Annotated in this window: 23 protein-coding genes; 15 read left to right on the top strand and 8 right to left on the bottom strand. The window is 64.9% G+C overall.

Annotated elements, in window-relative coordinates; translation table 11 throughout:
- The first annotated feature begins 78 nt into the window (after positions 1 to 78).
- Both serS and NLM31_RS23850 read left to right on the top strand, forming a co-directional pair.
- The gene (gene serS, locus NLM31_RS23855) at positions 79 to 1,410 is read left to right on the top strand and encodes a serine--tRNA ligase (protein WP_254131680.1); all 1,332 of its coding nucleotides are present in this window, start codon (positions 79 to 81) and stop codon (positions 1,408 to 1,410) included.
- Positions 1,411 to 1,548: 138 nt separating this feature from the next.
- Positions 1,549 to 1,914: a hypothetical protein gene (locus NLM31_RS23850; RefSeq protein ID WP_254131679.1), complete on the top strand. Its 366-nt coding sequence runs from the start codon at positions 1,549 to 1,551 to the stop codon at positions 1,912 to 1,914.
- Here NLM31_RS23850 and NLM31_RS23845 read toward each other — a convergent pair.
- Positions 1,908 to 2,666, bottom strand: coding sequence for a hypothetical protein (locus NLM31_RS23845; protein WP_254193865.1), 759 nt, complete (start codon positions 2,664 to 2,666; stop codon positions 1,908 to 1,910). The genes NLM31_RS23850 and NLM31_RS23845 overlap by 7 nt on opposite strands.
- A 182-nt stretch (positions 2,667 to 2,848) precedes the next feature.
- Between NLM31_RS23845 and surE the strand changes: the two genes are divergently transcribed.
- Positions 2,849 to 3,616: a 5'/3'-nucleotidase SurE gene (gene surE / locus NLM31_RS23840; RefSeq protein ID WP_254193864.1), complete on the top strand. Its 768-nt coding sequence runs from the start codon at positions 2,849 to 2,851 to the stop codon at positions 3,614 to 3,616.
- 20 nt (positions 3,617 to 3,636) lie between these two features.
- Here the strand turns inward: surE and NLM31_RS23835 are convergent, their stop codons facing one another.
- A complete protein-coding gene (locus NLM31_RS23835; RefSeq protein ID WP_254193863.1) occupies positions 3,637 to 4,008 on the bottom strand; it encodes a response regulator in 372 nt (123 codons plus the stop codon).
- A 241-nt stretch (positions 4,009 to 4,249) separates the two neighbouring features.
- Between NLM31_RS23835 and NLM31_RS23830 the strand changes: the two genes are divergently transcribed.
- Positions 4,250 to 4,900, top strand: coding sequence for a protein-L-isoaspartate(D-aspartate) O-methyltransferase (locus NLM31_RS23830; RefSeq protein WP_254193862.1), 651 nt, complete (start codon positions 4,250 to 4,252; stop codon positions 4,898 to 4,900).
- A gap of 109 nt (positions 4,901 to 5,009) precedes the next feature.
- Positions 5,010 to 6,407 carry a LysM peptidoglycan-binding domain-containing M23 family metallopeptidase gene (locus NLM31_RS23825; protein WP_254193861.1) on the top strand — a complete coding sequence of 466 codons (1,398 nt, stop codon included), beginning with the start codon at positions 5,010 to 5,012 and terminating at the stop codon, positions 6,405 to 6,407.
- A 103-nt stretch (positions 6,408 to 6,510) separates the two neighbouring features.
- Here the strand turns inward: NLM31_RS23825 and NLM31_RS23820 are convergent, their stop codons facing one another.
- Positions 6,511 to 7,503: an ATP-binding protein gene (locus tag NLM31_RS23820; RefSeq protein WP_254193860.1), complete on the bottom strand. Its 993-nt coding sequence runs from the start codon at positions 7,501 to 7,503 to the stop codon at positions 6,511 to 6,513.
- A 181-nt stretch (positions 7,504 to 7,684) separates the two neighbouring features.
- Here NLM31_RS23820 and yajC point away from each other — a divergent pair, with 181 nt between their 5' ends.
- From yajC to NLM31_RS23790, 6 genes are read left to right on the top strand one after another with little or no spacing between them, the layout of a single operon-like run.
- Positions 7,685 to 8,053 (top strand): preprotein translocase subunit YajC, encoded by a 369-nt coding sequence (gene yajC / locus NLM31_RS23815; protein WP_148753779.1) that lies wholly within the window; start codon positions 7,685 to 7,687, stop codon positions 8,051 to 8,053.
- A gap of 49 nt (positions 8,054 to 8,102) precedes the next feature.
- The gene (gene secD / locus NLM31_RS23810) at positions 8,103 to 9,701 is read left to right on the top strand and encodes a protein translocase subunit SecD (protein WP_254131672.1); all 1,599 of its coding nucleotides are present in this window, start codon (positions 8,103 to 8,105) and stop codon (positions 9,699 to 9,701) included.
- A 10-nt stretch (positions 9,702 to 9,711) separates the two neighbouring features.
- A complete protein-coding gene (secF, locus tag NLM31_RS23805; protein ID WP_254131671.1) occupies positions 9,712 to 10,731 on the top strand; it encodes a protein translocase subunit SecF in 1,020 nt (339 codons plus the stop codon).
- Positions 10,732 to 10,791: 60 nt separating this feature from the next.
- The gene (locus NLM31_RS23800; RefSeq protein ID WP_091885494.1) at positions 10,792 to 11,175 is read left to right on the top strand and encodes an Mth938-like domain-containing protein; all 384 of its coding nucleotides are present in this window, start codon (positions 10,792 to 10,794) and stop codon (positions 11,173 to 11,175) included.
- Positions 11,172 to 12,035, top strand: a complete 864-nt coding sequence (locus NLM31_RS23795; protein WP_254193859.1) for a phytoene/squalene synthase family protein — start codon at positions 11,172 to 11,174, stop codon at positions 12,033 to 12,035. The genes NLM31_RS23800 and NLM31_RS23795 overlap by 4 nt, the downstream gene beginning before the upstream one ends.
- Positions 12,036 to 12,080: 45 nt before the next feature.
- A complete protein-coding gene (locus NLM31_RS23790; RefSeq protein ID WP_254193858.1) occupies positions 12,081 to 13,325 on the top strand; it encodes a threonine ammonia-lyase in 1,245 nt (414 codons plus the stop codon).
- Between the two features lie 6 nt (positions 13,326 to 13,331).
- Here NLM31_RS23790 and NLM31_RS23785 read toward each other — a convergent pair whose 3' ends face one another.
- Positions 13,332 to 14,510: an aminotransferase class V-fold PLP-dependent enzyme gene (locus tag NLM31_RS23785; protein ID WP_254193857.1), complete on the bottom strand. Its 1,179-nt coding sequence runs from the start codon at positions 14,508 to 14,510 to the stop codon at positions 13,332 to 13,334.
- Between the two features lie 202 nt (positions 14,511 to 14,712).
- On the opposite strand from NLM31_RS23785, the gene NLM31_RS23780 reads away from it, so the two are divergent.
- From NLM31_RS23780 to NLM31_RS23765, 4 genes are all read left to right on the top strand, one after another.
- Complete coding sequence (locus tag NLM31_RS23780; RefSeq protein WP_254193856.1) at positions 14,713 to 15,672, top strand: LysR family transcriptional regulator; 960 nt, start codon at positions 14,713 to 14,715, stop codon at positions 15,670 to 15,672.
- A 114-nt stretch (positions 15,673 to 15,786) separates the two neighbouring features.
- Entirely contained in the window at positions 15,787 to 16,980 is a 1,194-nt protein-coding gene (locus NLM31_RS23775) for a CaiB/BaiF CoA-transferase family protein (protein ID WP_254193855.1), read from the top strand.
- A complete protein-coding gene (locus NLM31_RS23770; RefSeq protein WP_254193854.1) occupies positions 16,977 to 17,918 on the top strand; it encodes a hydroxymethylglutaryl-CoA lyase in 942 nt (313 codons plus the stop codon). Before NLM31_RS23775 ends, NLM31_RS23770 begins: the two co-directional genes overlap by 4 nt.
- A gap of 41 nt (positions 17,919 to 17,959) precedes the next feature.
- Positions 17,960 to 19,291, top strand: coding sequence for an MFS transporter (locus tag NLM31_RS23765; RefSeq protein WP_254193853.1), 1,332 nt, complete (start codon positions 17,960 to 17,962; stop codon positions 19,289 to 19,291).
- A gap of 40 nt (positions 19,292 to 19,331) precedes the next feature.
- Here the strand turns inward: NLM31_RS23765 and NLM31_RS23760 are convergent, their stop codons facing one another.
- The 4 genes from NLM31_RS23760 to NLM31_RS23745 form a co-directional block, all read right to left on the bottom strand.
- Positions 19,332 to 19,919: a CAP domain-containing protein gene (locus NLM31_RS23760; RefSeq protein WP_254196251.1), complete on the bottom strand. Its 588-nt coding sequence runs from the start codon at positions 19,917 to 19,919 to the stop codon at positions 19,332 to 19,334.
- A gap of 76 nt (positions 19,920 to 19,995) precedes the next feature.
- Positions 19,996 to 21,090, bottom strand: a complete 1,095-nt coding sequence (locus NLM31_RS23755) for a serine/threonine protein kinase (protein ID WP_254193852.1) — start codon at positions 21,088 to 21,090, stop codon at positions 19,996 to 19,998.
- Positions 21,091 to 21,097: 7 nt separating this feature from the next.
- On the bottom strand, positions 21,098 to 22,525 hold the full coding sequence (gene trmFO / locus NLM31_RS23750) for a methylenetetrahydrofolate--tRNA-(uracil(54)-C(5))-methyltransferase (FADH(2)-oxidizing) TrmFO (RefSeq protein WP_254193851.1): 1,428 nt from the start codon (positions 22,523 to 22,525) through the stop codon (positions 21,098 to 21,100).
- 126 nt (positions 22,526 to 22,651) lie between these two features.
- The gene (locus NLM31_RS23745) at positions 22,652 to 22,804 is read right to left on the bottom strand and encodes a DUF1127 domain-containing protein (protein ID WP_007590701.1); all 153 of its coding nucleotides are present in this window, start codon (positions 22,802 to 22,804) and stop codon (positions 22,652 to 22,654) included.
- Positions 22,805 to 23,202: the final 398 nt, after the last annotated feature.

The following is a 23,202-nucleotide window of genomic DNA, read 5'->3' as shown; positions in this document are numbered from 1 at the left end:
CTGTGCTAGGGGATGCCAGTCATTGCTGACTTACAACGTTGGCGTTGAAAGTTTGCAACAAGCCTCAGGACCGCCGCCATGCACGACATCAAATCGATCCGCGACAATCCGCAAGCCTTCGACGCCGGCCTCGCCCGGCGGGGCCTGAAGCCGCTGTCGGCGTCGCTGCTCGCGATCGATGAGCGTCGGCGCGCGTCGATCCTGGCTTCCGAACAGGCGCAGGCGCGACGGAATGCTGCGTCGAAGGAAATCGGCGACGCCAAGAAGGCCAAGGACGAGGCGCGTGCGGCCAAGCTGATGGCTGAAGTCGCCGAGCTCAAGACCACAATGCCCGAGCTCGAGGCCGCCGCGAAGGCGGCCGACGATGAGCTGATCAAGGAGCTGTCCGCGATCCCGAACATTCCGTTCGATGAAGTGCCCGATGGCGTCGATGAGCACGGCAACGTCCAGCACCACGTCTTCGGCGCCAGGCGCAACTACGGCTTTGCGCCGAAGCTGCACGATGATCTTGGCACCGCGCTCGGCTACATGGATTTCGAGGCGGCGGCAAAACTCTCCGGCGCGCGCTTCGTCGTGCTGAAGAAGGGGCTGGCGCGCCTCGAACGCGCGATCGGGCAGTTCATGCTCGACCTGCACACGAATGAGCACGGCTACACCGAGATCAACCCGCCGCTCCTGGTGCGCAACGAGGTGATGTTCGGCACCGGGCAGTTGCCGAAGTTCGAGGACGACCAGTTCTGGGCGATCAAGGGCGAACTGCTTGCTTCGCCCGATCATGAGCGGCTGAAGACCGAGCGCCTCGGCCTGATCCCGACCGCGGAAGTCTCGCTCACCAACCTCGCGCGCGAATCCATTCTCGACGAGAAGCAGCTGCCGATGCGGCTCACCGCGCTGACGCCGTGCTTCCGCGCCGAGGCGGGCGCTGCGGGGCGCGACACGCGCGGCATGATCCGCCAGCACCAGTTCACCAAGGTCGAGCTGGTCTCGATCACGACGCCTGAGACCAGCAAGGACGAACTGGAGCGGATGCTGTCCTGCGCCGAGCAGGTGCTGCAAAAGCTCGACCTGCATTATCGGGTGATGACGCTGTGCGCAGGGGATATGGGTTTCTCGTCGCAGAAAACCTACGACATCGAAGTGTGGATGCCCGGGCAGGGCGAGGGCGGCATGTTCCGCGAGATCTCCAGCTGCTCGGTCTGCGGCGATTTCCAGGCGCGGCGCATGGATGCGCGCTCGCGCGGGCCCGACGGCAAGCCGCGCTTCGTGCACACGCTGAACGGTTCCGGCACGGCGGTCGGCCGCGCGCTGATCGCGGTCATGGAGACCTATCAGCAGGAGGACGGCTCGATTGCGGTGCCCAGCGTGCTTCAGCCCTATATGGGCGGCTTGAAGGTGGTCGCGCGCGAATAACGAAGCGTTTTCGCGCGAAGTGGGAACCGGTTCGCGTCAAGAAAAAGCGTTACCCGTCTGAAACGCAGAAACGTTTGGTTGCGAAGATCGGGCGGCCGGTTATCCTGCTGGCCATCCGTCAACGCGAACCGATCGTCCATGGCCTTGCACCGCGACATCTTCTGGGTCGGCCGACAATGGGCGGTGACAGGTGCCGGCATCCAGGCCGTCGACCAGCGCTTGCGCGGCGTGCTCGACATCGGCATCGCGCGGCTCTGGGACGACGCGTATGTGCAAAGCCGGCGCGCCAAGCCGGGCGTCAACGTCGAGGATTTTGACAAGGCGGTGACGGTCGCGCGTGAGCGCTTTGCAGAGACGCCCGCGTCGGCCCCGTTGGTTGCGCAGCTGAAGACGCTCGGGGTGATTGAGACACATGCCGTCAGCCCCGCCGAGCCGGCGATGCAGCTGCGCGCGGAGGGCAAGCTTGCGCGCTTCCTGCCGCAATGGCGCGTCCGCCGTCAATAATGCATCGGGCCTGGATAGGCCGGGGTGATCCGGAAGTAGCTGTTTGTGTCCGTCGCGCGTGAGCGGCGGCGTGCCGGCACACAGCCGTGGCGCGTTGCGACCTTGCCGTGGCCGCAGTCGCTTGGCCGTTCGTCCGACGACAATCTTGATGAGGTATCCGCATCCGGCTTCACCGCAGCGGTGACGCAAGGGCCATCGCGCGGGCAGCGTTTTGGTACGCATTTGCCGCGTAGGAATTCGAGATCATAGACCTGTCCGGACATCGTGACCTGGCCGCTGCACAGGCAAGCGCCGGCGACCGTCATCTGGCCACCAAGGCAATTGTCCGCATTGGCTCGCACGCAGGTGCCGCCCGGATCTGGCCCCGCCGCCATCAGCTCGAATCCGGCAGGGCAGATGCATCGCCCATCGCTCGCGGTGCCGCCGATGCACGTGATGGTGATGGGCGCACGCGGCGGGACGGAGGGTGGTGCGATGTCGGTGATGCAGGCGCCGCCCTCGCCATGGGAGTTGGGTGGGCAGGCGAGCGGCGAGGTCGTCGCATTGGTCTCGGCCGGGGCAGGAGGTGGGCTCGGCTCCGGCGCTGCAGGAGCTGGCGCGGGCGCAACGGGGGCCGACTTGGCGGCGCAGACGCCGTTGCGGAGCTCCTGCCAGGGAAAGCAGCGGTCCGTAGGTCCCGAATCCTGGGCCCAGCCGCCGCCTGTCACGCAGAGGCCGAAACCGAGGAGGATAGCGGCTGCAAAGCGGGTCATTCGGTGCCCGGTCGCCTGAAAATGCGCGGTAAAACTAGGATGCGGTGTTGCGGCGCCGCAATGAGCTAGATCACAGAAGAGACCTGCATTGCGTCAGCCGAATTCCCGCCTCCAGCCGGTTTGCCTGATCCGCCATAGCCGGATAAGACGGCCTGACCCCAGTTCAGGAATCGACCACCGGCATGCGCATTCTCTGCACCAATGACGACGGCATCCACGCTCCCGGCCTCAAGGTCGTGGAGGAGATCGCACGCGCGCTGTCCGACGACGTCTGGGTGGTGGCGCCCGAGCTTGATCAGTCCGGCGTATCGCATTCGCTGTCGCTGAACGATCCCTTGCGCCTGCGCGAAGTCGGGCCTCGGCACTTCGCAGTGCGCGGCACACCGACCGACTGCGTCATCATGGGCGCGCGCCATATCCTTGGCGCCAAGCTGCCGGATGTCGTGCTCTCCGGCGTCAACAAGGGCCGCAACGTTGCCGAGGATGTGGTCTATTCCGGCACCATCGCCGGCGCGCTCGAAGGCACCATCCTGGGGATTCCGTCATTCGCGCTCTCGCAGGAATTCAGCGTCGAGACGCGCGAACGGCCGCCGTGGGATACCGCGCGCAAATTCGGTCCCGATATCCTGCGCAAGGTGATCAAGGCCGGCATCCCGAAGGACACCGTCATCAACGTCAACTTTCCGTCCTGTACGCCGGAAGAGGTGCTCGGCATTCGCGTCACGCGGCAGGGCAAGCGCAATCTCGGCTTCCTCAGGATCGACGAACGCAGGGATGGTCGCAACAATCCCTATTTCTGGATCGGCTTCGAACGCGCGGCGATGATGGACACGCCGGCCGAAGGCACTGATCTCGCGGCACTGCGCGAGCGCTACGTCTCGGTCACGCCGCTGCGGCTCGACCGCACCAACGAAGCGTTTTCCGAAGAGCTGAGCGCGACGTTAAGGTAAGGACGGTCTGGAAACAGCGGCTAGCTGCCGCGAAGCGCGGCTTCGATGGTCTTGCCGAGCGCGTCGAGCTGAAACGGCTTCTGAAGCGCCGGCCGGTCGCGGTATTGCTCGGGCAGGCCCGACGAGCCATAGCCGGTGGCAAAGATGAACGGGCAGCCCTTTTCCCGGATCAGATCGGCAACCGGCGAGATGACCTTGCCGTTGACGTTGACGTCGAGGATGGCGATGTCGAACTCGGTGGCCTGGGCCAGCCGCAGGGCCTCGTTGATGTCGCCCGCTTCGGCCGCGACCTTGTAACCGAGCTCTTCCAGCATATCCGCGACCATCATTCTGATCATGACCTCGTCTTCGACGAGGAATACAGAGCGGCCCGAAAGCCCGGTCGCGGTCATTGTCGTTGAGTCCTTGCCCATCTCTGGAAAACGTTCGCAGATAACATGAATCGACGCAATGCGCGTTTCGGCCAGCTGACGCCCGAAAACGGCGTTTGCGGTGCGCCCGCTGCAAGCCAATTTATGGTCAAATACCGCAGCAAAAGGCTATCATAGGTTCCGAAGCAGGAACAGGATTCTCGCCCGGGCCCGAGCGACGCGTGCGACGATCCGGCCCTCCGACGAGACGATATAAGCAGCGATGACCTCCAATCAGCCCCCGCCGGAAAAGATGATGTTTCAGCTCACGCTGAGGCGTCGCGGCATCAGCGACCAGATCGTGTTGCGGACCATGGAAGAGGTGCCGCGCGATCTGTTCGTCGAGGCCTCCGATCGCGACGCTGCCTATCGTGACAGCGCGCTGCCGATCGCCTGCGGGCAGACCATCAGCCAGCCCTTCGTCGTCGCCTATATGACCGAGCAGCTTCAGCTCCAGAAGACCCACCGCGTGCTCGAGATCGGCGCTGGCTCCGGCTATCAGGCTGCTGTGCTGTCGCGGCTGACGCGCGAGGTGCTGACGGTCGAGCGCTACCGCAAGCTCGCGGACGCGGCGCGCGCCAGGCTCGAGAAGCTCAACTGTCACAACGTCGAGGTGATGCTCGGCGACGGCCTCAATCTCCCGCCGAACATCGGCCCGTTCGACCGGATCATCGTCACGGCCGCGGTGGAGCAGATTCCGGAGAATCTGATCGAGCGGCTCGAGGTCGGTGGCATCCTGATCGCGCCGGTCGGCCCGCATCAGGGCGTGCAGACGCTGACCCGCCTGCGCCGGACCGAAGCCGGGATCGAACGCAGGGAACTCGTCGAGGTCCGTTTCGTGCCGGCGCTGCCGGGAGTGGCGCGGGAGCTGTAGAACTCCGGATTAGCTGCGCTGCCAAGGTCTTATTGGGAGGGTTAAGCCGTTATTTACTCGACGCGTGTTTACTTAAAAGACCAGTTCTGTTGCGTACGAGTGAGTAACCATGTCTGTTGTCGCCGAGTTGCTTTACTCGCGCCGCGTACCGCAGGTCGCGGTCCTGGCGCTGATTTCCTTGAGCTTCGCGGGGTGCAGTGCCGACACACAGTCGCGACTGTCCCAAGCGAACTTCTCCAACCCCTTCTCGGACTCGACCGGTTCGGTCCAGCAGGCCCCGCCGCCGCAGCGTGAGCTGCCGCAATATGCGCGGCCGCAGACCCAGCCCGGCTATTATCAGTCCCAGGCCTTGCCACCGCCGGCGGTTGCCGCGCCACAATCCTACCCGGTTGCAGCGGGTGGGGGCGTCTCCGGAGGCGGTCGTGGCCTCGGCTCCTACACGCCGCCGCCGGCTCAGCCGCGTCTTGAGGCGACCGGCACCGTGCCGCCGCGCTCGGTCGCTGCCGCCCAGCCGGCCGGCGCGACCAAGATCATCGTCGGCACCAGCGATACGCTCGACGTGCTCGCCAAGCGCTACCATGTGAGCCCGCAGGCGATCATGGCCGCCAACGGCTACAAGGGGCCGCGCGCGCTCTCGCCCGGCCAGCAACTGGTCATCCCGCATCCCGGTGCAACGGCTGCGGCTCCCGCGCCGTTGATGGCTCCGGTCGCTGCGGCTCCCGCGATGGCGCCGAAGCCGGTTGCTGCCGTCGCTGCACCGCCGAGCCTCCACTTCGTCAATCATGGTGACACGCTCGCCAGCATCGCGCGCAAGAACCATATCTCCGCGGCCGAGCTCGCGCGTGCCAATGGTCTCGAGCCCTCGGCCAAGCTCAAGCTCGGCACCAAGCTGACCGTGCCGGGCGCCAAGACGGCGGCGGTTGCGGCTCCGCTTGCTCCGGCTCCTGTCGCGGCGGCCCCTGTGGCGGCTGCGCTGCAGCCGGTCGCGGCAGCTCCGGTTGCCGCCACCAAGATGGCCGCCGTTGCTCAGCCCGCGCAGAGCGCGCGCCTGGCCCAGGCCACCGCCAATATCGAAGAGAAGCCCGCCGAGACGGCGCCGGCGAAAGCGGCCGAGACCACCAGCTCGCTGCCGACCTTCCGCTGGCCGGTGCGCGGCAAGGTGATCACGAGCTACGGCGCCAAGACCAACGGCAAGTCCAACGACGGCATCAACGTCGCGGTGCCCGAGGGGACGCCGGTCAAGGCGGCTGAAGACGGCGTCGTTGCCTATTCGGGTAACGAGCTGAAGGGTTATGGCAATCTGGTCCTGGTTCGGCACTCCAACGGCTACGTCACCGCATATGCCCATGCGAGTGAGCTGTTGGTGAAGCGCGGCGATCCTATCAAGCGCGGTCAGGTCATTGCCAAGTCGGGTCAATCCGGGGAGGTGGCGTCGCCGCAGCTCCACTTCGAGATCCGTAAGGGATCTAGCCCGGTTGACCCGCTTCAATTCCTGAACGGGGCGTGAGCGCTGACGTCAGGCTCTCGCTCTCGCCGCAAGAACGCAGTTGTCGCCCGCCTTGTGCGGGCGATTTCTTTTCCAGTCGCGAGAAGCGCGGCGGCAACCTCGACTACTTCGCCGTCAGCTTCACGCCGAGCCGTCCCGCCAGCTCCTGCACGAACTGCCAGGCGACGCGGCCCGAGCGCGAGCCGCGCGTCGTCGACCATTCCAGTGCCTCGCGCTCCAGCGCTTCATCGTCGACCTTGATGCCGAAATGGCTGCAATAGCCGCGCACCATGGCGAGGTATTCGTCCTGGCTGCAGCGGTGGAAGCCGAGCCACAGGCCGAAGCGATCCGACAGCGAGACTTTCTCTTCGACGGCTTCGCCGGGATTGATCGCGGTCGAGCGTTCGTTCTCGATCATGTCGCGCGCGAGCAGATGGCGACGGTTGGAGGTGGCGTAGAGGATGACGTTCTCGGGCCGGCCCTCGATGCCGCCTTCGAGCACGGCCTTGAGCGACTTGTAGGACGCGTCATTGCCGTCGAAGGAGAGGTCGTCGATGAACACGATGAAGTGGAAGCTGGCGTCGCGGAGCTTTTCCATCAGCATCGGCAGCGTTTCGATGTCCTCGCGGTGGATCTCGATCAGCTTGAGCTTGTCGGCGGGCTTGCGGGCGGCGTTGATGCTGGCGTGAGCCGCCTTCACAAGCGACGACTTGCCCATGCCGCGCGCGCCCCAGAGCAAGGCGTTGTTGGCCGGCAGTCCGTTGGCGAACCGCTCGGTGTTCTCCATCAGGATGTCGCGCATCCGGTCGACGCCCTTGAGCAGGAACAGCTCGACGCGGCTGACCCGCGGCACCGCAGCAAGGCGGCCGTCGGGGTGCCAGACATAGGCGTCCGCCCGCTCGAACGATTCGCGCTCGACGGCCGGCTTGCCCTGGGCGGCGAGGTGCGCTGCGATGGTCTCCAGCGCGAGGACGATGCGCTCCTGGGAAAGGTCCTGGGTAGCCTTGGAAGCCGCCTTTGAGACCGCCTTGGGGCGTTTTGCCGCGACCTGGGCGGGCTTCGTGGCAGGGGTACGGGGGCCTTTGCCGGCCGGGCTTTTGCTTGGTTTTTTGGGCATGTCCGAAGTTCCTGAGAATGCAGCCTTATCGGGCCTGACGGCGCGCCGCAAGGTGGCCAAATCGACGGTCTGGCAGCGTTGCAATTGGGGCAATGGCCGCTATAGTCCGCGCGAATTTGACCGAACCGGTCGCCCTTGAGGGCCTGACCGGTTTTCCCCCGTTTCCACGAGGATCGTCCGAATGTTCATTACCCCTGCGTATGCCCAGGCTGCGGGCGCCGGTGACACCAACAGCATGTTGATGTCGCTGCTGCCGTTCGCCCTGATCTTCGTGATCATGTACTTCCTGATTCTGCGTCCGCAGCAGAAGAAGGTGAAGGACCACGCCGAGCTCGTGAAGAACATTCGCCGCGGCGACACCGTCGTGACCTCGGGCGGCCTGGTCGGCAAGGTCACCAAGGTGGTCGATGACGACCAGATCGAGTTCGAGATTTCCGACGGCGTGCGCGTGCGCCAGATGCGGTCGATGATCTCGGGCGTGCGCGCCAAGGGCGAGCCGGCCAAGGACAGCGCGAAGGAAAGCGCCAAGGACGACGCCGCGGCGAAGTGAACGCTTTCCTGCGAGTCTCTCAAATCTCCTGATCTGACAGGTCCAGTCGATGTTGTATTTCACGCGGTGGAGGGCGCTCGGGATCATCCTGACGGCGCTGATCGTGTGCCTCTGCGCGGTCCCGAACTTCTTCCCCGAGGCGCAGGTCAAGACGTGGCCGGCCTGGGCACAGCGCCGGCTGGTGCTCGGCCTCGACCTTCAGGGCGGCTCCTATCTGCTGCTCGAGGTCGATGCCAACTACGTCAAGAAGGAAAAGCTCGATCAGGTGCGCGACGACGTCCGCCGCTCGCTGCGCGAGGCCAAGATCGGCTATACCGGCCTCGTGACCCGCGGCGACGCCGTCGAGGTCCGGGTCAAGGATACCGACCTCCAGGCTGCGCTGACCAAGCTGCGTGAGCTCTCACAGCCGATCGGCGGTCTGCTCGGGTCGAGCGCCCAGCGTGATCTCGACATCTCTGATGCCGGCGGCGGCTTGATCCGCTTGGCACTGTCGCAGCCTGCCATGGTCGAGCGCATGCGCAAGACCATCGAGCAGTCGATCCAGATCGTCGAACGCCGCGTCAACGAGCTCGGCACCGTCGAGCCGGTGATCCAGCGTCAGGGCACCGACCGCATCCTGGTTCAGGTCCCGGGTCTTCAGGATCCGACGCATCTGAAAGAGCTGCTCGGCAAGACCGCGAAGATGGAATTCCGGATGGTCGACACCTCGGTGCCGGCGGATCAGGCGCAGCGCGGTGGCGTGCCGCCGGACTCCGAGCTCCTGATGAGCCAGAGCTCGCCGAAGGTGCCGTACGTCGTCAAGAAGCAGGTGCTGGTCTCCGGCGCCGAGCTCACCGATGCGCAGCCTGGATTTGACCAGCGCACCAACGAGCCGATCGTCTCCTTCCGCTTCAACTCCACCGGGGCGCGCAAATTCGCGCAGGCCACGCAAGAGAACGTAGGGCTGCCGTTCGCGATCGTGCTCGACAACGAGGTGATCTCGGCACCGGTCATCCGCGAGCCCATCACGGGCGGACAGGGGCAGATTTCAGGCAACTTCACGGTCCAGTCCGCCAACGATCTTGCGATCCTGATGCGCGCCGGCGCGCTGCCGGCGCCGCTCACGGTGGTCGAGGAACGCACCGTCGGTCCGGGCCTCGGCCAGGATTCGATCGAGAAGGGCGAGCTTGCAGCCTATGTCGGCTCGATCATGGTCATCGTGTTCATGCTGTTGACCTACCGGCTGTTCGGCGTGTTCGCCAACATCGCGGTGGCCGTCAATGTCGCCATGATCTTCGGCCTGTTGTCGCTGCTCAATGCCACGCTGACGCTGCCCGGCATCGCCGGCATCGTGCTCACCGTCGGCATCGCGGTCGATAGCAACGTGCTGATCTACGAGCGCATCCGCGAAGAGCTGCGCGGCGGCCGCAACGCGATTTCGGCGATCGACGCCGGCTTCAAGCGGGCGCTTGCGACCATCCTCGATTCCAACATCACCACCTTCATCGCCGCTGCGGTGCTGTTCTACATCGGCACCGGCCCGGTGCGCGGCTTTGCCGTGACGCTCGGCATCGGCATCATCACCACGGTGTTCACCGCCTTCACGCTGACCCGGCTGATCGTGGCCTGGTGGGTGCGGTGGAAGCGGCCGCAGAACGTGCCGATCTAGGAGCCTGATCGTGACTCACTACGTTCTCATCGGGCTCGGCATCCTGATCGCCGTCCTTACCGTGGTCTCGGTGTTCGGCTGGCTGCCGTCGCTGCGCATCGTCCCCGACGATACGCATTTCGATTTCACGCGCTTCCGCCGCATCAGCTTCCCGATCTCGGCCGCGTTGTCGATTCTCGCTATCACGTTGTTCTTCACCCATGGCCTGAATTTCGGCATCGATTTCCGCGGCGGCACGCTGCTGGAGGTCAAGGCGAAGTCGGGTACCGCCGACATCGCGGCGATGCGCACGACGCTGGATGCCCTGCGTCTCGGCGAAGTCCAGTTGCAGCAGTTTGGCGGTCCCGAGAACGTCCTGATCCGCGTCGCGGAGCAGCCGGGCGGCGATGCCGCCCAGCAGGAGGCCGTGCAGAAGGTCCGTGGCGCGCTCGGCGATACCGTCGAATATCGCCGCGTCGAAGTTGTCGGGCCACGCGTCTCCGGCGAGCTGCTGGCGTTCGGCATGATCGGCCTGATGCTCGCGATCGTCTCGATCCTGGTCTATCTCTGGTTCCGGTTCGAATGGCAGTTCGCGCTCGGTGCAATGATCGCCAACGTGCACGACATCGTGCTGACCATCGGCTTCATGTCGATCAGCCAGGTCGACTTCGACCTGACCAGCATCGCGGCGCTCCTGACGATTCTCGGCTATTCGCTCAACGACACCGTCGTCATCTATGACCGCATCCGTGAAATGCTGCGGCGCTACAAGAAGATGCCGATGCCGCAGCTCCTCAACGAATCCATCAACTCGACGCTGTCGCGCTCGATCATCACCCACTTCACGGTGACGCTGGCGCTGCTGGCGCTGCTGCTGTTCGGCGGTCATGCCATCCACAGCTTCACGGCCGTCATGATGTTCGGCGTGGTGCTGGTCGGCACCTACACCTCGATCTTCATCGCAGCGCCGATTCTGATCTATCTCGGCGTCGGCGAGCATCGTGAAGATGCGAAGGAAGAGGCTCCGCCGGCGAAGAAAAACAAGGCATGATCCGAACCGTATGCCCTCGCATGAGTTTGCGAGGGCAATAGGCTCATTCGGACGAAGCTCATGGCCGGCGACCCCAACGCTCCCCATTTCCCGCGCTCGGCGCCGATCGAGGCCTATGGCAAGGGCGGGTTTGCCTTTGCCGGCATGTCGCACCGGGGCTCGCTGCTGTGCCTGCCTGACGCGATCTGGGCCTGGGACGTGACGGATCCCACCAAGATCGATCGCTATTCGCTGGATCGGGTGTTCACGGCCGCCAACAGCATCGACACGCTTCTGGTCGGGACCGGAACCGGCGTCTGGCTGCCGCCGCCGGAGCTGCGCCAGGCGCTGAAGGCGGTGAGGGTGGTGCTGGACACTATGCAAACCGGGCCGGCGGTGCGCACCTACAACATCATGATCGGCGAACGGCGCCGCGTTGCGGCTGCGCTGATTGCCGTGCCATGAGCAGCGCTGCGACGCCGCCCGACACCGTGACGTTCTGCGCCGACCTCGTGCGCAGCCATGACTTTCCGCGCTATGCCGCAACCCTCTTCGCGCCAGCCGCCGAACGTCGGGCGCTGCTGGCGCTCTACGCCTTCAATGTCGAGATCGTTCGGGTCCGCGACCAGGTGAGCCAGCCCTTGCCCGGCGAAATCCGCTTTCAATGGTGGACCGATCTGTTCTCGGGCCTCGTTCACGGCAGCGCCGAGGGCAATCCGGTGGCGGCCGAGCTGCTGCGTGCGATCCGGGACTTTGACCTACCGGTCGAGCCGTTGTCGCTGCTCGTCGACGAGCACCAATTCGATCTCTACAACGATCCGATGCCGACCATGACGGCGCTGGAAGGCTATCTGGCGGCGACCTCTTCGGCCTTGTTCGCGCTCGCGGCGCGGATCATGGGCGAAGCTTCGGATGCGAGCGAGCACCTCGCGCGGCATGCCGGGCTGGCGCAGGGCATCGTGCAGGTGATCGCGAACCTGCCGCGGGACTCGACCCATCGACAATTGTTCCTGCCGCAGCAATTCCTGACCGGCCATGGCTGTGCCATCGAGGATGTGTTCGCCGGCAAACAGACGCCCCATCTGAATGCCGTGCTGGACCAGCTCATCGGCGAAGCCCGGCGGCATCTGGCGACGGCCTCATCGCTGCTGGCGCAGGTGGCACCGTCGGCGCGGGCAGCGTTCCTGCCGCTAGGCCAGGCGCGGGCTGATCTCGATCGCCTGGTGCGGCCGGGGCGCAATCCCTTCGCGCCGCAGCCGGTGTCGCGGTTGCGCACGCTTTGGACGCTGTGGCGGGCTTCACGATCCCGGGAATTTACCAAATAGCGGTTGGCTTATCGCCCGAGGCGGCCGAATGCTCTATGCTGTCCCATGGCTGAATTGTCCCAAACCGCAATCCCCGATCTGAGCGGCCTTCCGGTCGCAGCTCGTGACATTCAAGCTGCTGCCGAGACGATCCGCGGCGCCGTCGTCGAGACTCCCTGCAGCTACAGCCGGACGCTCAGCAACATCTGCGGCTGCGACCTCTGGCTCAAGTTCGAGAACCTCCAGTTCACCTCATCGTTCAAGGAGCGTGGGGCGCTGAACCGGCTCACGGCGCTGACGCCGGAGGAGCGTGCGCGCGGCGTCGTCGCCATGTCGGCGGGCAACCACGCGCAGGGCGTGGCCTATCATGCCAAGCGGCTCGGCATTCCCGCCACGATCGTGATGCCGGTGGGCACGCCGATGGTGAAGGTCGAGAATACCAGGCATCATGGTGCCGAGGTGGTCGTCACCGGCGCGACGCTGGAGGAGGCGGCTACGTTCGCACGCAGCCACGGCGAGGCCCGCGGCATGATCTTCGTCCACCCCTACGACGACCCCCTGGTCATTGCGGGGCAGGGCACGGTGGGGCTTGAGATGCTCAAGGCGGTGCCGGAGCTCGACACATTGGTCGTCCCGATCGGCGGCGGTGGCCTGATCAGCGGCATCGCCATTGCGGCGAAATCGATCAAGCCGTCGCTGCGGATCCTGGGTGTCGAGGCCTGGCTCTATCCCTCGATGTACAATGCCGTCCATGGCGGCAATCTGCCCGCGCGGGGCGATACGCTCGCCGAAGGCATCGCAGTCAAATCGCCGGGCAAGATCACCACTGAAATCGTCCGCGCCCTGGTCGACGACATCGCGCTCGTCAACGAAGCCGAGCTCGAGCGCGCGGTCGCAACCCTGATTTCGATCGAGAAGACCGTCGTCGAGGGCGCCGGCGCCGCGGGCCTTGCGGCGATCATGTCTGATCCCACGCGTTTTGCCGGCGCGAAGGTTGGTCTGGTCCTGAGCGGCGGCAACATCGACACCAGGCTGATCGCCTCGGTGCTGACGCGCGAACTCGCGCGCGAGGGACGGCTGACCCAGCTCTCGCTCGATATTCCCGACAGGCCGGGCCAGTTGGCGGCGGTCGCCGCACTGCTGGCGGAAGCCGGCGCCAACATCATCGAGGTCTCGCACCAGCGGACCTTCTCCGACCTTCCGGCCAAGGCGACGCTGCTGCAACTCGTCATCGAGACCCGCGACAGCGCGCATCTCGACGAGGTCATGGCCAAGCTCGGCGCATCCGGGCTGAGCGCGCGCTGCACCTGAGCGCCGCTATCGCGGCGCCAGACCCGCGAGGTGGGCGATCAACCGATCGATCTCGGCTTCCGTGTTGTAGTAATGCGGGGACGCCCGCACGACCACCGGCAGCGCGCGGACTTCGGCATCGATGCGGGTGCTCGACGGATCCGAGGCGCCGATCGTGATGCCGGCCGCGGCGGCGCTGCGGACGATTGCATCCGCCTCACGCCCCTCCATCGTGAAGCTGACGATGGCGCTGGGGCTGCGTCCGAGGTCGCGAAGCGTGACGCCGCGCACGGACGCGAGACCGCTACGCAGGCGGCCCGCAAGCCAGCGGCAGCGCTGCTCGATCCGGCCGAGGCCGATCGCGAGGGCGTAGTCGACGGCCGCGCCGAGGCCAAGTCTTGCCGCGTAATTGTTCTCCCAGGTTTCGAAACGGCGGGCATCGTCGCGCAGTTGATAAGCGTCCCGCGAGATCCAGGGCGCGGCGAAGTGATCAATCATCGGCGGCTCGAGGTGCTGCAATAGCGCGCGGCGGACGTAGAGAAAGCCGGTGCCACGCGGACCGCGCAGGAATTTGCGCCCCGTGGCCGACAGCATGTCGCAGCCGATGGCCTCGACGTCGACTTCCATCTGGCCGACCGCCTGGCAGGCGTCGAGCAGATAGGGGATGCCGTGCGCTCGCGCGATCTTCCCGACGGCGGCTGCGGGATTGACCAGCCCGCCATTGGTCGGAACCCAGGTAATGGCGATCAACTTCACGCGGTCGTCGATCATGCGTTCCAGCGCCTCGATGTCGAGCTCGCCGCTGGCATCGCTCGGCACCACGTCGATGACCGCGCCCGTGCGCCTGGCGACCTGCAGGAATGCGACATAGTTGGCGGCGTATTCCGCCTCTGCGGTCAAGATGCGGTCGCCCTTGCCAAACGGAAGCGCGTAGAATGCCATCTGCCAGGCGACCGTCGCGTTCTCCACGAGGGCGATCTCGTCCGGCGCGGCATTCAGCAGTCGCGCGATCGAGCCGTAGACTGAATCGAGCCGGCGCGCCTCGCGGTCGGCGGCCGCATAGCCTCCGATCTCGCTTTCGAGATCGATGTGTTGCTTCATCGCCGCAACAACCGGCGCCGGCATCAGCGCTGCGCCCGCGTTGTGGAGATAGGCGAGCCGGGAGGCCGCCGGTGTGTCGGCTCGTATTCGGTCGATGTCGATCACGTGCTGGTCTCCGCCTCTGCCATCCCGGTGCTATGAATTAGGCGCGATGGCGGGTACGAGCAAGCTCGCGTACCGCCTGGAACAAAATCGCGAATTATCGCCTCGTCTTGGTATCCCACTCCAATCCGGCCAACTTTGGGCCGGGAATTTGAGAAATCCGGCGACTGCGAACGCTATATCCTCCCGGATCGGAAAACCGATCATGCAAGAGAAAACGCAATCGTCGCGCTCAACGAGCGGTGCGCCCAAGATCGACATCACCCGGCGGATCGACCTCACGACGCTGCGGCTGTTCATTGCCATCTGCGAAGAGGGCAATTTGACGCGCGCCTCGCAGCGCGAGGCGATCGCGCCGTCCGCGGTCAGCAAGCGTATGCATGATCTCGAGGAGGTACTAGAGGTCGCCTTGTTCGAGCGGCATCCGACCGGCATGGCGCTGACACCCGCCGGCGAGTCTCTGCTGCATCATGCGCGCGTGACCTTGCTCAATGTCGAGAAGATCGCGGTCGATATGGCCGAGCACGCGCGAGGCGTGCGCGGTCATGTGCGAATGCTGGCCAATCTGTCGTCAATCGTCGAGTTCCTCCCCGACGATCTGCCCGGATTCTTTCGCTCGCACGAGCTGGTGCGGCTCGATCTGCAGGAACGTCCCAGCGCCGATGTCGTTCGCGGTGTCGAGGAGGGCGTGGCCGAAATCGGCATCTGCTCGGCGGACGTTTCGACGCGCGGGCTGGAGCGGTTCTCCTATCGGCGCGACCGCCTCGTCATCGTGGTGCGCACGGATCATCCGCTTGCATCGGCAAAAGACGTTTCGTTTGCCGACACGCTCGACTACGACCATGTCGGCCTGTTTGCAACGAGTTCGATCTATCTCCGCTCGCAATACACGGCGCAGCAGATCGGCAAGTCGATCCGGCTGCGGGTTCACGTGCCCGGCTTCGATGCGGTGTGCCGGATGGTGCAGGCCGGTATGGGCATCGGCCTCATCCCTGATCGTGCGTTCGAGGTGCTCAGTCACGGCATGAACCTGGCGGCGGTCGAGCTGAGTGACGACTGGGCCGATCGCGAACTGGTGCTGGTGGCAAGGGATCCCGCGGGGTTGTCGGCGACGAGCCAGCTGATGCTCGATCATCTGCGATTGCCCGGAACCAAACCTCACTGATTGCGGCCCTTCATGTCGTTCGTCATCCGCGAACGCGTGTTCATCAAAGGATATTGGACTTAGGACCTCGCACTCGGCGACACCACGATCAAAGAAGATCGAGGAGCGCCAGACGTGGACGGACCATTATCCGGAATACGAGTCGTCGAGCTCGGAACATTGATCGCTGCGCCGTTTGCCGCGCGGCTGTTCGCCGAGTTCGGCGCCGAAGTCATCAAGATCGAGCAGCCCGGCTGCGGCGATCCCCTGCGCTCTTGGCGCAAGTTGCATCAGGGCACATCGCTCTGGTGGTATCTGCAGTCGCGCAACAAGAAGTCGATCGCGATCGATTTGAAGTCGCCTGAGGGGCGCGACGTTGCGCTGCGTCTGGCTGCGCAAGCCGACGTCGTGATCGAGAATTTCAAGCCGGGCAGCCTCGAGAAGCTCGGCCTCGGCTGGGATGCGCTGTCGAAGCTCAACCCGGACCTGACGCTGGTGCGCATCTCCGGCTACGGGCAAACCGGCCCTTATCGCGACCGGTCCGGCTTCGGTGCGATCGGCGAAGCCATGGGGGGCTTGCGCTTCACCACGGGCGATCCGGATAGCCCGCCGGCGCGGGTCGGCATCAGCATCGGCGACAGTCTTGCCTCGCTCCACGGCGTGATCGGCGCGCTGATGTCGCTGCTGCGTGTCAAGACGGGGCAGGGGCGCGGACAGGTCGTCGACGTCTCGCTCTATGAAAGCGTGTTCAATCTGATGGAGAGCCTGGTCCCGGAATACGACCTCATGGGTCATGTCAGGACCCGTACCGGCGGCGCTCTGCCGGGCATCAGTCCCTCCAATACATATCCAAGCTCCGACGGGCGTCACGTCGTCATCGCTGGCAATAGCGATGCGATCTTCAAGCGGCTGATGCAGGTGGTCGGCCGACCGGACCTGGCCGACGATCCCGATCTTGCCAGCAACGACGGCCGGGTTCGCAGCAACGCCTTGCTCGATTCGGCCATCGCTGCCTGGACCTCGACGAAGACGATGGACGAGATCCTCGCGCGCCTCGATGCGGCCGATGTTCCTGCGGGCCGGATCTATTCGGTCGCCGACATCGTCGACGATCCCCACTACGTCGCCCGAGAGATGATCCTGCCGACCGAACTGCCGGGCGACGTGACCGTGAAGATGCCGGGCATTTCGCCGAAGCTCTCCGAGACACCCGGTGCGGTGAAATGGCCGGGGCCGACGCTGGGGCAGCACACCGACGAGGTGCTCGCTAGGCTTGGCTTGCAGGCAGGCGATATCGCCCAGCTGCGCCGCAGCGGAGCGGTGCAATGACGGTGACGCCTGCGGATATCATGATCCAGGAAGTCGCCCCGCGCGACGGCCTGCAGATCGAAGCGAAATGGGTCGAGACCAGCGAAAAGATCCGGCTGATCAGTTCGCTCTCTGCAATCGGATTCAGCCGCATTGAAGTTTCCTCCTTCGTTTCGCCCGCGGCCGTCCCGTCGCTGCGCGATGCTGCGGAGGTGTTTGCCGGAATCGAACGGCATCCCGGCACGATCTACACGGCGTTGGTCCCGAACCGGAAGGGCGCCGAACTGGCGCTGGCGGCGCGTGCCGACGAGCTCAATTTTGTGATGTCGGCGAGCGAGACGCACAATCGCGCCAACATGAACATGACGCCCGGGCAGTCGCTGGCCTCGCTTGCCGAGATCGTGAAACCGGCTCATGCGGGCGGCGCCCTGATCAATGCCACCGTTGCGACGGCGTTCGGCTGTCCGTTCGAAGGAGCGCAGCCCTTCGAACGGGTGCTCGATATCGTCAAACGCTATCTGGATCTCGACGTCGACGGCATCACGCTCGCCGACACCACGGGCATGGCCAATCCCAACCAGGTCTCGCAGCTGGTGGCCGAGGTCTTGCTGCTGGTCCCTGCGGGCAAGCTGACGCTTCACTTCCACAACACGCGCGGTCTCGGATTGGTCAATGTCCTCGCGGCCTATGACACCGGCGCGCGCCGCTTTGACGCCGCGCTGGGCGGCCTCGGCGGATGTCCGTTTGCGCCGGGCGCTACCGGCAATGTCTGTACCGAAGACCTCGTCAACCTCTGCCACGAGATCGGCTTGCGGACCGGTCTCGACCTGCAGCGCCTCATCGATCTCTCGTTCGGATTGCCCGGGCTGGTGGGACATGAGGTGCCGGGGCAGGTCGCAAAGGCCGGCCGTCCCCTCGACCTGCATCCCATACCCGAACGTTTGCGACACTCCGGCTGAGCGATCGCACTCAAAATTTCAAAAACATACTGGAGGAAACCATGACAATCGCTACGGCGGCCACCGCCGACCTCGATACGGGAATTACTGAACAGCAAGTCATCAAGAAGATCGCATTGCGGCTGATGCCGCTGATCATCATCTGCTACTTCTTCGCGTTCTTCGACCGCGTCAACATCAGCTTCGCCAAGGCCGCCCTGCAAGCCGATCTTGGCCTGAGCAACACGGCTTATGGTTTCGGCGCCAGCCTGTTCGTCGTCGGCTATGTCCTGCTGGAAGTGCCGAGCAACATGCTGCTCTATCGCTTCGGCGCGCGGCGCTGGATTGCCCGCATCATGATTTCCTGGGGGCTGGCGACGGCCGCCATGGTCTTCGTCCACAGTGAATGGCAGTTTTATGCGCTGCGCTTCGTGATCGGCGCCATGGAGGCGGGATTTGCTCCGGGCATTCTCTACTACCTGACGCTCTGGTTTCCAAAATCACACCGCGGTCGCATGACGTCCGTGTTCTTTCTCGCCACCGCATTCTCGGGGATCATCGGCGCGCCGATCTCCGGCCTCATCCTCAATTACCTGAACGGGCTGCATGGCCTTGCCGGCTGGCAATGGCTGTTCCTGGCCGGCGGCATTCCGTGCGTCGCGCTTGGCTTCGTCGTGCTGCTGCGTTTGGACGACGGCATCGAACAGGCCGAGTGGCTGAGCGACGACGAGCGCCGCCTGATCTCGGTCCAACTCGACCGTCAGAAGAGCGAGATCGGCGAGCATTCGGCGTGGCGATCGCTGCTCATGCCCGGCGTGCTGCTGCTCGGGTTCATCTACTTCCTGATCCAGATCGCATCCTACGGCCTCAATTTCTGGGCGCCCGACCTGATCAAGGCAGCTGGCGGCGGCAGCGCGGCCGCGATCGGCTTCCTGACCGCCGTGCCCTATATCTGCGGGGCCATCTGCATGATCGTCGTCGGGCGCCTGTCGGATGCCTCAGGCGAGCGGCCAAAATTCGTCGCCGGCCTGGTTCTGGCTGCGGCGGTGGGCTTCTTTGCGTCCGGCGCCTTCGACCGGAACGTCGTCACGCTGGTTGGCGCGCTTGCGATTCTCGGCGCCGGCGTGGTCGCGGCCATTCCGACATTCTGGACCCTGCCGCCAAAAATCCTTACCGGCGCGGGCGCGGCGTGCGGGATCGCGCTCATCAACACGCTCGGGCAGGTCGGCGGTATCGTCAGCCCGGTCATGGTCGGGTCGGTCAAGGATATGACCGGCAGCACGACGCCCGCGCTCTACGTCATCGGCGGACTGTGTGTGCTGTGTGCCGTGCTGTTGCTGACCGTGCTGCCGCGCGACCTGAAAGCCAGGGATTTGGCGGAACCGGCGCGGTAGGGCCGTGCCCGTTGCTGCGTCGGGCTGAAACGGTCTCGCCTCAGATGCAGAGGCCGAGCAGCTTGACGTGGCAGTTGCTGGCTTTGGGCTTGCTGGCGGGCGTGACCTCGCGTTTCACGGCCACCAGCGGCTCACTGTCCTTCTTGCCCTTACCGTTGCCCTTGCCCGGCTTGGGCTCGTAATCGCCGGCGATCACCATCGCCCAATAGGTGCGCTTGCCGCTGGCGTTCTTGGCGCTGGCGATCCCGACGCGGGAGGCGTTGTGCAGCAGCAGATTCTTGCGGTGACCGGACGAGTCGATCCACTGTCCCAGCGTCTTCTCAAAGTTGTCGTAGCCGTAGGCGATGTTCTCGGCGGCGCGGCCTGCGCCCGATGGCGCGACGCGCCTGTTGAACGGGCCGAGGGCGTCGTGGCTGAGATCATCCTTTGCCGCCATCGCACGGGCCTGGTCCATGGCAATGCGGTCGAGGGTTGTGTCGCGTACGACGCGGCCCTCACCATGCTTCGCCCGAAAGCCGGAGATCTGTTCAGCAGGGGACTCTGCGGCCATGCCAGGCGTGGTTGCCAGCAGCACGAGCCCTGCGATCAGCAGGGCCGTGCGGCGCCTTATGGTCCCCCAGCTCGTCATCGTTCCCCGAGTCAGTGCAATCCCCGGCTTCTCCACCGGCATTGTGGACGCTTCAAGGCGCCGCCCATCCCGTCATCTAACTGGTGGGCAGGTCCGCCTCGAAGTTGAAGCGATCGCGCAGGTTCTTGCGCTGCTCCAGGATGTCCTTGAGGAAGGCGCGGTCCTGGTCGTTCTTCATCATCGGCTCGATCAGGTCGAGCTGGTTCATGGCGACCAGTTGCAGGATCTCGGTGCGCGGCTTGCCGCTGGTGTCACGCGGCAACGCGTGCACGACCTGGATGTGTTCCGGCGGCTTCGGACCCTTGGCAGCCGTAAGCTCGTTGCGGAGCTCGCCTTCGAGCGCGGTCTGATCAGCTTCCACGAAGGCATAGAGCCCGACGCCCGAGCGGCGGTCGGCGAAGGCGACGATGGCGGTATCGCGCACGGCGGGGTTTTGCCGGATCAACGCGGCCAGCACCGGCGCGTCGTTGACGAGACGGCGGCCGCCGCCTTCGCGGTCGGTGAAGTTGAACAGGCCGCGGGTGATGGCGCGATAGACCTTCTTTCCGGTGGCAAGCCACAGGCTCGCGGCGAAGGATTTCTTGGCCAGGATCTTTCGCTCGCGCGGCGTCAGCGCCTCGGGCGCGTAGGAGCGCTTGTGCTTGAGCAGATGTCGGAGGTCTTCGTAGGCGAGGATGCGATAGAGGCGGCCGCGCCGGTTGAAGCAGGCTGCGAGTTGGAAGTCGGTGACATAGGCGCGTCCATCGCGGCCGACCAGCCAGTTCTGCTCCTTGGCGAGATCGTTGTGGCAGATGCCGGCGCGGCGCAGCCTCCGCAGCGCGGCCTTGGCTGAACGGAAATAGGCGAGGTCGCCATGGGGTTTTGCCAGATGCAGCGCGACGCCGTCGACGAAGCCGCGCACAAGCGCGCGACGGCCGGCCCAGAGCAATTCAGGGCCGACATTGAGGCCCTTTGCCAGGGCGAGCGCGTGCTTCTCGCGCGCAAACAGATGCCGAGCGACCAGGAACGACCACCACGGCACCTCGTCGAGGCGGCGCAGCACGGCATCGACCTCGCCGCTGTCGCCGCGAAAACGGCCGCGCTCGACGGTCGAGAACACGTCACGTTTGAGCAGCACGCCCTCGGTCCAGCGCGCCGAGAGCACCGCGGCGTCGTCTTTCGGGAGACTCATCGAAAACTCACGCGGCTGCGGCAATGCGCAAATGATCGGCGATCCAGCGATCGAGATCGGCGAGCGCCAATGCGCTCATTGCCTGCTTCTTGGCCACCGTCTTCTCGTTGCCGCGCAGGCGCGTGCCGTCAGGTTTCTTCGTCGGCGCGGTTGCGAGCGGTGGAAACAGACCGAAATTGATGTTCATCGGCTGGAAGGAGCGCGTGCCCGGCTCGATGGTCTCGATGTGGCCGCCGGTGATATGGCCGAGCAGGGATCCGAGCGCCGTCGTGCCCGGCGGGCTCGCCAGTGTCTCGCCGCGCGCGTCGGCTGCCGCATAGAGGCCGGCGATCAGGCCAACGCTGGCAGACTCCACATAACCCTCGCAGCCCGTCATCTGGCCGGCAAAACGCAGCCGCGGCTGCGCGCGCAGGCGCAACTGGCTGTCGAGCAGCTTTGGCGAGTTGAGGAAGGTGTTGCGATGCAGGCCGCCGAGACGTGCGAATTCGGCTTTCTCCAGCCCCGGAATGGTGCGGAAAATGCGCTGCTGCTCGCCGTATTTCAGCTTCGTCTGGAAACCGACGATGTTGTAGAGCGTGCCGAGCTTGTTGTCCTGGCGAAGCTGCACAATGGCGTAGGACTTGGTGGTGGGATCGTGCGGATTGGTGAGGCCGACCGGCTTCATCGGGCCGTGGCGTAAGGTCTCGGGGCCGCGTTCCGCCATCACCTCGATCGGCAGGCAGCCGTCGAAATAGGGCGTGTTGGTTTCCCACTCCTTGAACTCGGTCTTCTCGCCTGCGATCAGCGCGGCGACGAAGCCGTCATACTGCTCCTTGTTCATGGGGCAGTTGATGTAATCCGCCCCGTTGCCGCCGGGGCCGACCTTGTCGTAGCGCGACTGGAACCAGGCCACCGACATGTCGATGGATTCGCGATGCACGATCGGCGCAATCGCATCGAAAAAGGCGAGCGCGTTCTCGTCGGTCAGCTCGCGGATGGCATCGGCCAGCGGCGCGGAGGTGAGGGGGCCGGTGGCAACGATGACGTTGCTCCAGTCGGCCGGCGGCAGGCCTTTGATCTCGCCGCGGGCGATCTCGATCAGGGGATGGTCGTTCAGCGCCTTGGTAACGGCGGCCGAGAAGCCGTCGCGGTCGACGGCGAGCGCGCCGCCGGCGGGCACCTGGTTGGCGTCGGCCGCGCGCATGATCAGCGAGTCGAGCCGGCGCATCTCCGCATGGAGCAGGCCGACCGCGTTGTTGGCGGCGTCGTCCGAGCGGAATGAGTTGGAGCAGACGAGCTCAGCGAGCCCGTCGGTGCGGTGCGCCTCGGTCATGCGGTCGGGCCGCATCTCGTGCAGCACCACGGGCACGCCTGATTTCGCCACCTGCCAGGCGGCTTCGGAACCGGCAAGGCCAGCGCCGATCACGTGCACGATATTGGATTGGGGTCCTGTCATGGGGCGGACAGGTAGCGCTTTTCTGCGGCCAGTGGAATCGCAGAGATCGAGTTTTCTGCCGCTGAAAACGACAGCGCCCGCACGAGGCGGGCGTTATCGGTTCGTCCGGTGAAGGGCTGAACGATATCAGCCCTGATACTGGCCGGCGGCAACGCGCGGGATGTCCGAGCGATCGAGGCCGATGTCGGCCAGTTCGCGATCGCTGAGCTGGGACAGCTCGGCAACGTTGCGCTGATAATCCCGGAAAGCCTGGATCATGCGGATGAGCGAGAGCAGCATTGGTAGTCTCCTGTAGTTCGATTCAGCCCTTGCCCGGGCGGCATCGTTGAAATGAATATAAGTGAGGGTAGTGCAGTGCGAAAGTTCCGATGTTGCGATGCAGCTAAGCAGTGAGCGCATGGCGGAGGTAAGGGACGATTAACCTGTCGGCACGCCCGCCCAACTGCTAGGCGAAAGGAGCGGCACGGTGCAATAAAATACCGTGAAATCACGGGTTTATGGCAAACCATGCGGTTCCGATGCTGCTGGAAATAAGTAGCGTTTCCGTGACCTGCAAGGCGATGTGCCAGCTTCTAAGCCCAAGTCTCTCATGCGCGAATCGCATGAATCGACGATTTATAGTAATGAATATTTGTTCACTATAACTTTGAAGGCGCTGTTGATCTGGAGGGCCGCCG

Source organism: Bradyrhizobium sp. CCGUVB4N (genome assembly GCF_024199945.1).
Taxonomy (GTDB): Bacteria; Pseudomonadota; Alphaproteobacteria; order Rhizobiales; family Xanthobacteraceae; genus Bradyrhizobium.
This window is presented reverse-complemented; position numbering and strand designations above follow the sequence as displayed.